The organism is Pedococcus sp. P1_H8, assembly GCF_056405175.1.
Genome location: NZ_JBFUCP010000001.1, coordinates 218,962 through 232,107 on the forward strand (window position 1 = coordinate 218,962; position 13,146 = coordinate 232,107).

12 protein-coding genes are annotated in these 13,146 nt (G+C 71.0%); 3 read left to right on the forward strand and 9 right to left on the reverse strand.

Annotation, left to right across the window (positions count from 1 at the left end):
• Nucleotides 1-14: 14 nt before the first annotated feature.
• Both AC1DYG_RS01050 and AC1DYG_RS01055 read left to right on the forward strand, forming a co-directional pair.
• A complete protein-coding gene (locus tag AC1DYG_RS01050) occupies nucleotides 15-689 on the forward strand; it encodes an NUDIX hydrolase (protein WP_477638041.1) in 675 nt (224 codons plus the stop codon).
• A gap of 73 nt (nucleotides 690-762) precedes the next feature.
• Complete coding sequence (locus AC1DYG_RS01055; protein ID WP_477638042.1) at nucleotides 763-1,731, forward strand: aldo/keto reductase; 969 nt, start codon at nucleotides 763-765, stop codon at nucleotides 1,729-1,731.
• 18 nt (nucleotides 1,732-1,749) lie between these two features.
• Here the strand turns inward: AC1DYG_RS01055 and AC1DYG_RS01060 are convergent, their stop codons facing one another.
• On the reverse strand, nucleotides 1,750-2,760 hold the full coding sequence (locus tag AC1DYG_RS01060; RefSeq protein WP_477638043.1) for an intradiol ring-cleavage dioxygenase: 1,011 nt from the start codon (nucleotides 2,758-2,760) through the stop codon (nucleotides 1,750-1,752).
• A gap of 182 nt (nucleotides 2,761-2,942) precedes the next feature.
• On the opposite strand from AC1DYG_RS01060, the gene AC1DYG_RS01065 reads away from it, so the two are divergent.
• Entirely contained in the window at nucleotides 2,943-4,262 is a 1,320-nt protein-coding gene (locus AC1DYG_RS01065) for a lamin tail domain-containing protein (RefSeq protein WP_477638044.1), read from the forward strand.
• 24 nt (nucleotides 4,263-4,286) lie between these two features.
• Here AC1DYG_RS01065 and aroB read toward each other — a convergent pair whose 3' ends face one another.
• Genes aroB through alaS form a run of 8 tightly spaced genes read right to left on the reverse strand, consistent with a single transcriptional unit; the run spans nucleotide 4,287 to nucleotide 13,136 of the window.
• On the reverse strand, nucleotides 4,287-5,387 hold the full coding sequence (aroB, locus tag AC1DYG_RS01070; protein ID WP_477638045.1) for a 3-dehydroquinate synthase: 1,101 nt from the start codon (nucleotides 5,385-5,387) through the stop codon (nucleotides 4,287-4,289).
• Nucleotides 5,384-5,944, reverse strand: a complete 561-nt coding sequence (locus AC1DYG_RS01075) for a shikimate kinase (RefSeq protein WP_477638046.1) — start codon at nucleotides 5,942-5,944, stop codon at nucleotides 5,384-5,386. Before AC1DYG_RS01075 ends, aroB begins: the two co-directional genes overlap by 4 nt.
• The gene (gene aroC, locus AC1DYG_RS01080) at nucleotides 5,938-7,161 is read right to left on the reverse strand and encodes a chorismate synthase (protein ID WP_477638047.1); all 1,224 of its coding nucleotides are present in this window, start codon (nucleotides 7,159-7,161) and stop codon (nucleotides 5,938-5,940) included. Before aroC ends, AC1DYG_RS01075 begins: the two co-directional genes overlap by 7 nt.
• 37 nt (nucleotides 7,162-7,198) lie before the next feature.
• Entirely contained in the window at nucleotides 7,199-7,894 is a 696-nt protein-coding gene (locus tag AC1DYG_RS01085) for a prepilin peptidase (RefSeq protein ID WP_477638048.1), read from the reverse strand.
• Nucleotides 7,891-8,709, reverse strand: a complete 819-nt coding sequence (locus AC1DYG_RS01090) for a shikimate dehydrogenase (RefSeq protein ID WP_477638049.1) — start codon at nucleotides 8,707-8,709, stop codon at nucleotides 7,891-7,893. The genes AC1DYG_RS01085 and AC1DYG_RS01090 overlap by 4 nt, the downstream gene beginning before the upstream one ends.
• A complete protein-coding gene (gene mltG, locus AC1DYG_RS01095) occupies nucleotides 8,702-9,901 on the reverse strand; it encodes an endolytic transglycosylase MltG (protein ID WP_477638050.1) in 1,200 nt (399 codons plus the stop codon). Before mltG ends, AC1DYG_RS01090 begins: the two co-directional genes overlap by 8 nt.
• Nucleotides 9,898-10,413 carry a Holliday junction resolvase RuvX gene (gene ruvX, locus AC1DYG_RS01100; RefSeq protein ID WP_477638221.1) on the reverse strand — a complete coding sequence of 172 codons (516 nt, stop codon included), beginning with the start codon at nucleotides 10,411-10,413 and terminating at the stop codon, nucleotides 9,898-9,900. Before ruvX ends, mltG begins: the two co-directional genes overlap by 4 nt.
• 20 nt (nucleotides 10,414-10,433) lie before the next feature.
• Nucleotides 10,434-13,136 carry an alanine--tRNA ligase gene (gene alaS, locus AC1DYG_RS01105; protein WP_477638051.1) on the reverse strand — a complete coding sequence of 901 codons (2,703 nt, stop codon included), beginning with the start codon at nucleotides 13,134-13,136 and terminating at the stop codon, nucleotides 10,434-10,436.
• Nucleotides 13,137-13,146 lie beyond the last annotated feature (10 nt).

Genomic DNA, 13,146 nt, shown 5'->3' on the forward strand with positions numbered 1-13,146 from the left:
CTATTCTCGTCAACATGACGAATAGCAGCATGCTGGTCGCGGTCGACGTCGTGCTCCTGACCATCAGGGACCAGGTTCTCCAGGTACTCCTCGTGCGACGCGGCATCGCACCCTTCGCGGGTCAGTGGGCCCTGCCGGGGGGATTCGTCGAGCCGGACGAGGGCTTGGCCGAGGCGGCCAGACGAGAGCTCGTCGAAGAGACGGGCATCGTGTCGCCGACCCACCTCGAGCAGCTCCAGACCTATGGCGACCCCGGCCGCGACCCACGCTCCCGGGTGGTCTCGGTGGCCTACATCGCGCTCGTCCCGGACCTTCCGGTGGCGACCGCCGGCACGGACGCGTCCGAAGCCAGGTACGTCCCCGTCTCCGATGCTCCACCGCTCCCCTTCGACCACGACACGATCCTGGGCGACGCCGTGGAACGCGCGCGGTCGAAGCTGGAGTACACCTCGCTGGCCACGGCCTTCTGCCCACCGGAGTTCACGGTGGCCCAGCTGCGCAGGGTCTACGAGACGGTGTGGGGCGGGTCGCTGGACCCGCGCAACTTCCACCGCAAGGTGACGGGGTCCAAGGGCTTCCTGGCGGCCACCGGAGCCACGACAAACGTCGACGGCGGCCGACCAGCCGCGTTGTACCGCCGGGGTCCCGCCGCGCTCCTGCACCCTGCCCTCCTGCGGGCAGAGGAGTAGGGGTCCCGACCGACTCGCGAGGCCGGGTCGGTCACCGCCGGGACTGGCTGGACCGCCCGCCTAGGCTGGGAGGATGACAGCCACCGACACCGCCCAGGACATGACCTACCGCCCGCTGGGGTCGAGCGGCCTCATGGTCAGCGCCCTCGGCGTCGGCTGCAACGCCTTCGGCCGCAGGGTGGACCATGTCGGGGTGGGTGCGATCGTGTCCGCCGCCCGCGACTGCGGCGTGACGCTGCTCGACACCGCCGACATCTACGGAGGCGAGCCCGGGCAGAGCGAGTCAATGCTCGGCGAGGCCCTCCGGGGTCAGCGGGACGAGTTCGTGCTGGCAACCAAGTTCGGGATGGACATGCAGGGGGCCAACGGAGAGGACTTCGGAGCGCTGGGTTCGCGCCGCTATGTGCGTCGCGCGGTCGAGGCCAGCCTGCGCCGGCTGCAGACGGACCACATCGACCTGTACCAGCTGCACCGGCCCGACCCGCTGACGCCCATCGAGGAGACGTTGGAAGCCCTCACCGACCTCGTGCGCGAGGGCAAGGTGCTCTACCTCGGGTGCTCCAACTTCGGCGGCTGGCAGGTCGCTGACGCCTCGTGGACGTCGTCGACCGCGGGGCTGGCGTCGTTCGTGTCCGTCCAGAACGAGTACTCGCTGCTGGACCGCTCCGTCGAGGACGAGGTGACGCCTGCGTGCGAACGCTTCGGGCTCGGCATCCTGCCGTTCTTCCCCCTGGCCCGTGGCCTGCTCACCGGCAAGTACCAGCGGGGAGCGGTCGCGCCCGAGGGTTCGCGCGCCGCGGTGGAGTCCGACCGGGCCGGTTGGCTCGCCGACGCCGACTGGGACCGGGTCGAGGCGCTGCAGGGCTTCGCCGCCGAGCGTGACGTCGAACTGCTGGACGTCGCCATCGGCGGTCTCGCCGCGCAGCCGGCCGTCACGTCGGTCATCGCCGGTGCGACGACCGGGGAGCAGGTGGCCCGCAACGCCCGGGCAGCCGGCTGGCAGCCCACCGCCGCCGATCTCGTCGAGCTCGACGAGCTGTAGTCGGCTGTCCCTCGGTGGTCAGACCCCGATCGTGAGGTTGGCGACGTAGCCGTCGGTGATGTTTCCGGTGACGGTGGCGAGCTGGTAGATCCCGCCGTCATTGCCGAACACCATGTCCTGCGTCAACGAGGTCCGGGCGAGGTTCTGCACGCTGGCCTCGTACCCCGTCGTCGCGTAGACCTTCGTGCACGCAGCCTCGGGGAGGGCGATCTGCGAGGTCTTGACGATCTGGCCGCTGCTGGTCGCGTCGTCCACTGAGGAGTACACCTCGAAGTGGATGTGCGGCCAACGCCCGTCGTAGGCCGCGGGGAAGATGCTGGTGTAGGTCGCCGTCCCCGCCGCGTTCGTCGCCTGCACGCCTCGCAGGTAGTTCTCGTCCTCGACCCCCTGGGAGTACAGCGAGTACTGGCCGTCACGGTTGCAGTGCCACAGGTAGACCGCCGCGCCCTGCATGGCGGCGTAGCCGTTGCCGGCGTCGGTGACCGTGAGGTTGATGGTGAGCGGGATGCCCTCGGCCTTGGTCGTCGACGAGCCGAAGCTGCTCGTGATGTCGGAGCGCACGATGCCGGAGTCGTCGAGGACGTTGGGGCCGTTGGAGCCGTCACCCGGGTAGGGGCCTCCGGTCTCGTCGGGCACCTCGGCCTTCGGGGTGGTGCCGGAAGCGCTGGAGCCCGAGGAGCTGCTCGTCGACGAGCTGGAGGAGCTGCTCGTGGACGAGCTGGAGGTGCCCGAGCTGGAGGTGCCGGAGCCCGCGGACGTCCCGCAGGCGGCGAGCGCCGCTCCTGCCCCGAGCCCACCCAGGAGGCCCAGGATGCGGCGACGGCCGAGCAGGGTCGCCACGTCGAACTCCAGGCCGCGGTCGTGTCGGTCGTCGTGGGGGTTGCCGAAGTGGTCGACGCCGTGGTCCTCGTCGGGGACGGGGGCCGACGGCCCCGCGGCGACGGACGAGGTCAGACGGGGCGAGGTCGGGTGGGGCGACGCGGGGTGGGACGAGGCCGATTGGCGCGACGGCTGGCTCTGGTTGCTCATGACTCGATGGTGATGCCCCGGCCCACGGGCGCGCTGTGCCCTCCCTGTGTGGTCCCTGTGGAGTCACCTCCTCCGTTTGGCCACGTTTGCGCGCGGCTGCGTCGAAGCGGTCCGCGGGATGTCACCATGGCTGCCGTCGACGCATCACCCGGCATCGACCCCGCCAGTCCTCGGAGCTCCTCGTGCCTGTCCCCCTCGCCTCCCGGCCCGCCCGTCGACCCCGGCGGGGTGGGCCGTGTGGCGTCTCCCGCGGACCCCTCGCGGTGGTGCTGGGCCTCACCTGCGCGACCGCGCTGCTGGTGAGCGGGTCGGTCGCCTCGGCGGCCAGCACCTCCACCGTCTGGTCGTCGACGGTGACGTACGGAACCACCGACCACACGGTCGATGGCGACACCGTGGCGGTCCGGGTCGACGGTGATCCCGGCTCCCTGGCTCCCCCACACATCCGCAACACCGGCATCCAGACCATGGAGATCGGCAGCTGCCACGCGGCAGAGGCAACGACCGCCATGAACAGCATGGTCGCGGGTCAGCGGGTGCGCCTGACGACGAACTCGACCTCGGCCTCGAGCCTCGGCCGCCCGGTGCGCCACATCGACGTGTCCACGAGCACCGGATGGCTGGACGTGCAGCTCATGCAGCTGCGCGCGGGTCACGCCCTGCCGATCCTCCTGGCCGGCGACGCGACGCGGTGGAAGTCCTACTTCACGGCGGCACAGCAGGCGGCCGCAGCCCGCACCAACCTCTGGGACACCGACTACTGCCGCTCAGGCCCGTCGCAGACCACGCCGCTCAAGGTCTGGGTGAACTGGGACGCCAACGGCGACGACAACGCCAACGTCAACGGCGAGTGGGTTCGCGTCCTCAACAAGAGCACCACCAGCCTGTCCGTCGCGGGGTGGCAGCTGCGCACGGGCGGCCAGGACTCCTTCACCTTCCCGTCGAACGCGGTCGTGCCGGCCGGTGGGCTCCTGACCCTCCGGGTCGGCCAGGGCACCGCCACGTCGACGACGTTCTACTGGGGCGGCACGGCCCCGAAGTTCCCCAACGCCAGCGTCGCCGCCAACAAGCACGGCAGCGGCGCCTATCTCTTCGACCCCGACGGCGACGTGCGTGCCTGGTCGATCTACCCGTGCCTGTACGCCTGCACGAGTCCTCTCGCTGGTCGCGTCAGGCTCACCGTCCAGGCCGACGCACCGGGTGTCGACGCGGACAACCTCAACGGCGAGTACATCACCCTCCGCCCCGCCGGTGCCTACTCGATCGACCTGTCGTACCAGACGATCTCGAACAACGGCTACACGTGGGAGATCCCGCGCGGGACGGTCGTGAAGCCCGGCGAGGTCTACGTCCTGCGCGTCGGCAAGGGCACGAGCTCCCGGCTGAAGAACTACTGGGGCAGCACCAAGCCGTTGATCACCAACGCGGGTGGGTTCGTCGAGCTGCGCACGGCCGAGAGCGTGCGCATCACCTGCCGCGCCTGGGGCACCGGGCGCTGCTGAGACCCTGAGGAGCAGCCTCCTGCTTCAGAGCGGGATGGCTCCGCCGCGGCCGACCTCGGCACTGACCTCGGCGTACGCGGCCTGGAGCAGGGCAGGGTCCGGCCCCTCGAGCCGCACCGGTTTGGCCAGCCCGGACAGGATGACGAACCGCAGCAGCGACCCGCGCGACTTCTTGTCGCGCTTCATCGCGTCCAACAGCTGCGGCCACCTGTCGCCCCGATAGGACACGGGCAGGCCGAGCGAACCCAGGATCGAACGGTGCCGCTCGACCAGGGCGTCGTCCATCTTCCCCGCGAGGCGGGCGAGCTCGGCGACGTAGACCATGCCGATCGACACCGCTGCCCCGTGCCGGAACGCAAAGCGCTCGACCTGCTCGACGGCGTGCCCGAAGGTGTGGCCGTAGTTCAGGATCTCACGCAGGTCGGCTTCCTTGAGGTCCTGCGAGACGACGTCCGCCTTGACCCGGACCGCGCGCTCGATGAGCTCGCGGACGTGCGGACCGTCGGCCCGCTTCACCCCGTCGGGGTCGGCCTCGACCAGGTCGAGGATGACGGGGTCTGCGATGAAACCGCACTTGACGACCTCGGCCAGCCCGGCGACGAAGTCGTGGGTGGGCAAGGTCTCCAGCGTCGCGAGGTCGCACAGGACCCCGGCCGGTGGGTGGAACGACCCCACGAGGTTCTTGCCCTCGGGCGTGTTGATCCCGGTCTTGCCACCCACGGCGGCATCAACCATCGCGAGCAGCGTCGTGGGGACGTGCACGACCTTGATGCCGCGCAGCCAGGTCGCTGCGACGAACCCTGCGAGGTCGGTCGTCGCCCCTCCCCCGACGCTGACGACGGCGTCCGAGCGGGTGAATCCTGCCTGCCCCAGGACGCCCCAGAGGAAGGCGGCAACCTGCGCGGTCTTGGCCTCTTCAGCGTCAGGCACCTCCGCGGCATACGCCTCGAAACCCTTGGCCACCAACGCTTCACGCACGCCCTCACCCGTGGCCGACAGGGCTCGCGGGTGCACCACGAGGACTCGCTGCACTCCCTCGCCGACCAGTCCCGGCAGCTCGTCGAGGAGTCCGGTGCCGATGACGACGTCGTAGTCTCCCCCGACGCTGATGCGAGTGGTGCTCATGCCTGCTCTCCTGAGGCTGTCGGCGCGTCCGGCCCGGTCCCCGCCCCGAGGAACGCCAGGATCTCCTCGACCACGGCCGCGGGCTTGCGGCCTGCGGTGTCGACACGCAGGGTGGCCAGTCGCTGGTAGGTGGGTCGGCGCTCGTTCATCATCTTGGTCCAGCTGGCGCGCGGATTGACCATCAGCAGCGGGCGGCTGGCGTCGAAGCCGATGCGCCGGGCGGCGTCGGCGATGCCCACGTCGAGGAAGACCACCGTGTGCCCGGCCAGGGCCGACTGCACCTCGGGGTCCATCGGAGCACCGCCCCCGAGCGAGATGACCCCGACCTCCTCGGCCAGCGAGCGCAGGACCTCGGCGCGCTCCAGCTCACGGAAGTGCGCCTCGCCGTGGTCGACGAACAGGTCGGGGATGCTCTGGCCGGCAGCCCCCTCGATGGCTCTGTCGGTGTCGTGGGCGGGCAGGTCGAGGGCCCGGCCGAGCCGGCGGCCGATCGTGCTCTTGCCCACCCCAGGAGGCCCGATCAGGACCACGCGCGGTCCCGCGGTGCCGTTCACCACGTGCGCATCGCCTCGGGGATGGAGGCGAGGTATGCCGCGTGGTTGCGAGCCGTCTCGGTCACCGAGTCGCCGCCGAACTTCTCGACGCAGGCCTGCGCGAGCACCAGGGCGACCATCGCCTCGGCCACCACTCCGGCCGCCGGCACCGCGCACACGTCTGATCGCTGGTGGATCGCCTTGGCCGCCTCGGCCCCCGTGGTGTCGACGGTGTCGAGGGCGCGGGGCACGGTCGAGATGGGCTTCATCGCGGCGCGCACGCGCAGCACGTCACCGGTCGACATGCCACCCTCCGTGCCACCGGCTCGTCCGGTGCGCCGCTGGATGACTCCGGACTCGTCGCGCTCCATCTCGTCGTGGGCCGCAGACCCGCGCCGGGCCGCGGTGCGAAAGCCGTCGCCGACCTCCACCCCCTTGATGGCCTGGATGCCCATGAGCGCTCCAGCGAGCTGCGCGTCGAGCCGCCGGTCCCAGTGGACGTGCGAGCCCAGACCCGGCGGCAGCCCGTAGGCCACGACCTCGACGACACCGCCCAGGGTGTCGCCGTCCTTCTTGGCCGCCTCCACCTCGGCGACCATCGCCGCCGAGCCGGCAGCGTCGAGGGTGCGCACCGGGTCGGCGTCGATCTGCTCGACCTGGTCGGGGGTGGGCAGTGGCGCATCCTCGGACACGGCGGCCGTGCCGATGGCGACCGTGTGCGAGACGAGCCGGATGCCGTAGGCCTGCTCGAGGAAGCGGGACGCGACCTCTCCCAGCGCCACCCGGGCGGCCGTCTCGCGGGCGGACGCCCGCTCGAGCACGGGACGTGCGTCGTCGAAACCGTACTTCTGCATCCCGACGAGGTCGGCGTGGCCCGGACGGGGACGGGTCAGGGGTCGGTTGCGGGCGACCTCCTTCTCCGCGTTCACGTCGTCGGACGCGGCATACGCCTCGTCGGAGACGGGGTCCGGCGACATCACGGTCTGCCACTTCGGCCACTCGGTGTTGCCGATCCGGATGGCGACCGGGGACCCCATGGTCACGCCGTGGCGCAGCCCTCCGAGGAACTCGACGTCGTCCTGCTCGAACTTCATCCGCGCGCCACGGCCAAAGCCGAGGCGGCGGCGGGCCAGTGCGGCGGCAACGTCCTTGGTCGTCACCTCGACCCCGGCCGGGAGACCCTCGATCGTCGCGAGGAGGGCCGGGCCGTGGGACTCACCTGCGGTCAACCAGCGAAGCATGCCCCGATCCTCCCATGCAGGCCATGGGCCGGTTTGCCTAGGCCAGCAGCTGGTACTCGAACACCAGCGCGACGAACGCGCCAGCGAGCATCGACGGCCCGAACGCGATGTGCGAGCGCAGGCCGACCCGCTGCCCGACGAGCATGACCAGCGCGATCACGCCGCCCACCACGAAGCCCGCCAACAGCGCCACCACGGCGTGCCCCACCCCGAGCCACCCCAGCAGCAGCCCGATGAGGCCGGACAGCTTGACGTCGCCGAAGCCCAGCGAGCTCGGGGAGAGGAAGGCCAGCACGAAGTACAGGGCATACATCCCCCCCATGCAGGCGAGCGCCCGCACCAACGCGTCCCACTCGCCCAGCCCCGCGGTGGCGACGACGACCAGCACGATCAGGGCCGGATAGGCGGGGAGCACCAAGCCGTCGGGCAACCGGTGCACGTCGGCGTCGATCCACACGAGCCCCACAGCCAACCAGGCGAAGAGCAGGTAGGCCGGCGCCGCGGCCCAGCCCGCGAGGTCACCGATCCGCCAGCCCACCAGCGCCCAGAGCAGGGCCAGCGCGACCGCGGGCCACCACCAGTGCCGGGGCGGCGTGCCTGCGTCGTCGGACTCGATCCGGTAGCCGGCGCTCGCCAGGGTGCGCCCGGTCAGCGCTCCGAGACCCGCACCGGCCAGGGCCAGCACGATGATCACCCAGGCGGGGGCGCCCGAGCCGGTGGCGAGGTCGATCATCGGCCGAGGGCCTGTCTCCCGGCGGCATACATCGCCTGGACCGGTGCTTTCTCACCGGTGAAGAGCCGGAACTGCTCGGCGGCCTGGTAGACCAGCATGTCGAGCCCGGACACCACGTCCATGCCCACGGCCGCCGCAGCGCGGGCCAGCGGGGTCGGCCAGTCGGCGTAGACGACGTCCATCAGGGTGCCTGGTCGTCTGCCGTGGCCCAGGGCCAGGGCCGCCACCTCGCCCGCCTCGGGCGGCAGGGTGCTCAGCACGAGCCCGCCCCGGTGACCGCTGCTCCACGACGCCAGCGGGACGACCTCCACCGCGATGCCGGCATGCACCGCGAGGCGCAGGGTCTCGGGTCGGGGTTCACCGCGAACGGCGAGCCGGATCCGCTCCACCCCCAGGGCGCCGAGGGCGATGACCGCTGAGCGCGCCGTGGCGCCGCCGCCGAGCAGGGTCGCCGCGCCGCCGTGGTCGATGTCAGCCAGCGCCGCTTCGATGCCCCGGACGTCGGTGTTGTGGGCGTCCCACCCGCCGTCGGGACGACGCACGAGGGTGTTCACGGCCCCTGTGACGTGCGCGGTCTCGGTGACCGTCGTGGCCACCGTGAAGGCGACCTCCTTCAGGGGCATGGTCAGGCTCAGCCCCCGCCACGACCCGTCGAGGCCGGCCACCCACCCCGCGAGCTCCGGCTCGCGGACCTCGTGCGCGGCGTACGACCAGTCGGTCAGACCCAACGTGCGGTAGCCCGCGCTGTGCAACACCGGTGACAGGGAGTGCGCCACCGGTGATCCGAGGACCGCCGCGCGGCGCGGGTCAGCCACCGCCCTCGCACTTCGGCTTGTTGGCGTCGCACCACTCCTGGCGCTGCGCGTTGTTGCGGTCGTGCTCGGCCTGGGTCACGGCGAAGAGCGTCTCGCCGGTGTCGTAGTTGACCGTCACGAAGTAGAACCACGGCCCCGCGGTTGGTTGGGCGGCTGCCTCGATGGCCTTGGCGCCCGGACTGCTGATCGGACCCGGGGGCAGACCCTTGAAGGCGTAGGTGTCGTAGCGGCTGGACTTCGCGGAGTCGTACTCGGTCTTGGTCAGGTTGCCCCGCTTCTGGAGCGCGAAGTTGACCGTCGAGTCCATCTGCAGCAGACCGACGGTGGGGCCGTTGGGGTTGTCGAGGCGGTTCTCGATGACGCGAGCGACCTTGCCACGGTCGGCGACCCCGGCCTCACCCTCGACGATCGAGGCCACGATGAGCGTCTTCTGGAAGTCCGCTTCGTTGACCCCCGCCTTCTCGAGCTCGGCGACCGCCTGGGCCACCATGATCTTGAGCTGCTGGGTGGCCGTCGCCTTGACGGGGAACTCGTAGGTCGCGGGGTAAAGGTAGCCCTCGACGTTGCCCTTGGCGCCCGCGGGGAGCCCGAGGGCCTGGGGGTTCTTGGCCGCCGCCGTGTACTCCGCGACGGGGACACCGGTGCCCTTGGACAGCGCCGCGAACACCTCGCTCTTCCACAGTCCCTCACGCACCGTGACCCGGGGAACGCTGCGGTTCTTGGAGTCCACCAAGATGGCGAGCGCCGCCTTGCCGGTCATCTGCTTCTTCATGGTGTAGCTGCCGGGCTGGATCGCCGCGGCCCGTGTGTCGGCTGCGGCTGCGTCGAGGTAGGCCTTGGCCGTCTTGACCACGTCGGCCTTCTGCAGGGTGGCGCCGATCGTGCGGCCCGTGTCGCCGTCGTTGACGACGATCTGCACCTCACCGGTGCCAGGACCGGGGTAGTCGTCGCTCTCCAGGAACCCGTCGACGACGGGACGAAGCACGGTGTATGCCGCGAACGCCGCCACCGCGACGACCGCCAGTGCCACGAACAGACATCCGAGCCGCCTGCCCGTGCGGCGCGGTTTTCGAGCAGGGCGGCGGTGCCGGTCGGCCCGGCTGCGGACCACGGGCTGGTCATCCCCGTGCGGGTGGTCCTGCGCGTCCTCGTGCCCCCCGAAGATCGAGTGCTCCAGATGGGGGTCGGTCATCGCCGCCTGTCCTTCGTCCTGGGCTTGCGCCCACCTGTCCTGACCAGCTCCCCGGGCGGTCGCCCGGAGTTCCGCTCCGCGTCGAGGGCGGCCTGCAGGATGAGGACTGCAGCAGCCTGGTCGATGACCGAGCGCTGCCGCCGACCGTCGACCCCGCTCTCACGGAGGTTGCGATGGGCATCGACCGTCGTGTGTCGTTCGTCGACCAGACGGACGGGCACGGGGGCGATGCGCACCGACAGCCGCCCAGCATACGTGCGGGCCGCTTCCGCGGCGGCACCTTCGTCACCTGACAGTGTCCGGGGCAGGCCGACCACGACCTCGACGGCCTCCAGCTCGGCCACGATGGCGGCCACCTCCTCGAGGTCGCTCGGGGAGTCAGTCGCGGCGTCGGGGTCTCGCGACACCGTCCGCACCGGGGTCGCCAGCAGGGCGGACGGGTCGCTGGCAGCGACCCCCACCCGCACGCTGCCGACGTCGATGCCCACCCGCCGTCCTGGGCGGGTGGGCATCGAGGTCGAGACGGGGTCGTTCACCCAGCGCCCTGGGTCGCCGCCTGCACAGCACGGTCGATCTGACCGAGGGCCTCGCCGGTGCGGCTGGGATCGGTGCCACCACCCTGGGCCAGGTCGTCCTTGCCGCCGCCGCCACCACCGAGGGTCTGGGCCGCGAGGCGCACGAGCGCTCCGGCCTTGACTCCGCGGTCCCGAGCGCCGGCGTTGGTGGCCACGACGATGGCTGGGCGACCGCTGGCCACGCCGGTCAGCGCCACGACCGACGGGGCTGCCTCGCCCAGACGGTTGCGCAGATCCAGCACCATGGTGCGGAGGTCGTCGGCGGTCGTCCCGTCGCCGGCATCGTGGGTCAGCACGCGGACGCCGTCGACGTCGTGGGCGTACTCGACCAGCTTGCCGGTCGCGGCCTGCACCTGCTCCCGGCGCAGCTTCTCCAGCTCGCGCTCGGCGTCGCGGACGCGCGCCACGAGGGCGGCCACCCGTTCCTTGAGCTCGCCCGGTTGCACCTTGACGATCTCGGTGAGCTCGGCGACCAGCGCCCGCTCCTTGGCGAGGTAGTGCAGCGCGTCCATGCCGACGAACGCCTCGAGGCGTCGCACGCCCGATCCCACCGACGACTCGCCGGTGACGGTGAGCGCGCCGATCTGGGAGGAGTGGCCCACGTGGGTGCCACCGCAGAGCTCGCGCGACCAGGGGCCGCCGATCTCGATGACGCGGACCTGCTCGTCATAGTTCTCGCCGAAGAGGGCCAGGGCGCCGAACTCCCGCGCCTGCGGCAGGGTCATGTACTGCGCGGACACCGGCAGGTCCTGGCGGACGGCGAGGTTCGCGACCTCCTCGATCTCGCTGCGGGTATCGGGCGACAGTCCCTGACCCCAGGCGAAGTCGAGCCGCAGGTAGCCAGGCTTGTTGTAGGAGCCAGACTGCAGGGCGGTCGGGCCGAGCACCTGGCGAAGCGCCGCGTGCACGACGTGGGTGCCCGAGTGCGCCTGGCAGGCCGAGATGCGCCAGTCGGCGTCCACCTCGGCAGACGCGTCCTGACCGATCCGCAGTGGACCGGTGAGCACCTCGACGGTGTGCGCGACGAGGCCCTTCACGGGGCGCTGCACGTCCACGACCTTGAGGTGCGCGCCGTCGGCGGTGATGACGCCCTCGTCCGCGATCTGTCCGCCGGACTCGGCATAGAAGGGAGTGCGGTCGAGCACGACCTGGCCGCGCTGGCCCGGCTCGAGCTCCTCGACGCGCTCGCCGTCCACGACGATCCCGAGCACCCGCGCGTCGCTGGTCAGCTCCTGGTAGGCGCGCCAGTCGGTCGCGCCGAGCGCGCGCAGGTCCTTCCAGACCTCGGTGTTGGCGTGGCCGCCCTTCTTGGACCGGGCGTCGGCCTTCGCGCGGTTGCGCTGCTCCTCCATCAGCCGGGTGAAGCCCTCGCGGTCGACCTCGAGCCCCTGCTCGGACGCCATCTCGAGGGTCAGGTCGATCGGGAAGCCGTAGGTGTCGTGCAGTGCGAACGCCTGGTCACCGGCGAGCGTGCTGCCGCCGGAGGACTTCGTCCTCGTCACGGCGGTGTCGAGGATCGTCGTGCCGGAGGCGAGGGTGCGACGGAAGGCCTCCTCCTCGGCATAGGCGATCTGGGAGATGCGGTCGAAGCCGGCCTCGAGCTCGGGGTAGGAGTTCTTCATCCGCTCGACGGAGACCGGCAGGAGCAGCGGCAGGCTGGGCTCGTCATACCCGAGCAGGCGCATCGAACGCACCGCGCGGCGCAGCATCCGCCGCAGCACGTAGCCGCGGCCCTCGTTGCCGGGGGTCACGCCGTCACCGATCAGCATCAGGCTGGACCGCACGTGGTCGGCGACGACCCGCAGCCGGATGTCGTCTGGGTGCGACTCGCTGGCCGCGTGGCCCGAGTGCGCGCCGTACTTCTTGCCCGTCAGCTCGGCCGCCCGGTCCAGGACGGGGTAGACCTCGTCGATCTCGTAGAGGTTGTCGACACCCTGGAGCAGGGTCGCCATCCGCTCGAGCCCCATGCCGGTGTCGATGTTCTTCTTGGGCAGCTCACCGGAGATGTCGAAGTCGTCCTTGGCCCGGACGGCGGACAGCTCGTACTGCATGAAGACGAGGTTCCAGAACTCGAGGTAGCGGTCCTCGTCGACAGCCGGCCCACCCTCGCGCCCGTACTCGGGGCCACGGTCGAGGTAGAGCTCGCTGCACGGGCCACCGGGGCCGGGAACGCCCATGTGCCAGTAGTTGTCGAGCTTGCCGCGCCGGGTGATCCGCTCGGCGGGGATGCCGATCATCCGGTGCCACAGGTCGTAGGCCTCGTCGTCGTCCTCGTAGACGGTGGGCCAGATCTTGTCGGGGTCGAGGCCGTAGCCGCCCTGCCCCTGGGGTGTCGTGATGAGGTCCCAGGCGAACTGGATCGCGCCTTCCTTGAAGTAGTCGCCGAAGGAGAAGTTGCCGTTCATCTGGAAGAACGTGCCGTGCCGCGAGGTCTTGCCGACCTCCTCGATGTCACCGGTGCGGACACACTTCTGCACCGAGGTGGCGCGGTCCCAGAGGGGCTCCTGCTGACCGAGGAAGTAGGGCTTGAACGGCACCATCCCGGCGTTGACGAACAACAGGTTGGGGTCGTCGTAGACCAGCGGCGACGAGGGGACGATCGTGTGGCCCTTGCTCTCGTAGAACGAGAGAAAGCGGCGCCTGATCTCGGCGGTTTCCATGAAAGTACTC

What these genes read in the sequence shown, in the direction of transcription:
- alaS (WP_477638051.1), bottom strand. Translation starts at nt 13,136, where the DNA reads ATGGAAACCGCCGAGATCAGGCGCCGCTTTCTCTCGTTCTACGAGAGC.
- aroC (WP_477638047.1), bottom strand. Translation starts at nt 7,161, where the DNA reads ATGCTTCGCTGGTTGACCGCAGGTGAGTCCCACGGCCCGGCCCTCCTC.
- mltG (WP_477638050.1), bottom strand. Translation starts at nt 9,901, where the DNA reads ATGACCGACCCCCATCTGGAGCACTCGATCTTCGGGGGGCACGAGGAC.
- AC1DYG_RS01050 (WP_477638041.1), top strand. Translation starts at nt 15, where the DNA reads ATGACGAATAGCAGCATGCTGGTCGCGGTCGACGTCGTGCTCCTGACC.
- AC1DYG_RS01060 (WP_477638043.1), bottom strand. Translation starts at nt 2,760, where the DNA reads ATGAGCAACCAGAGCCAGCCGTCGCGCCAATCGGCCTCGTCCCACCCC.
- aroB (WP_477638045.1), bottom strand. Translation starts at nt 5,387, where the DNA reads ATGAGCACCACTCGCATCAGCGTCGGGGGAGACTACGACGTCGTCATC.
- AC1DYG_RS01085 (WP_477638048.1), bottom strand. Translation starts at nt 7,894, where the DNA reads ATGATCGACCTCGCCACCGGCTCGGGCGCCCCCGCCTGGGTGATCATC.
- AC1DYG_RS01055 (WP_477638042.1), top strand. Translation starts at nt 763, where the DNA reads ATGACAGCCACCGACACCGCCCAGGACATGACCTACCGCCCGCTGGGG.
- ruvX (WP_477638221.1), bottom strand. Translation starts at nt 10,413, where the DNA reads ATGCCCACCCGCCCAGGACGGCGGGTGGGCATCGACGTCGGCAGCGTG.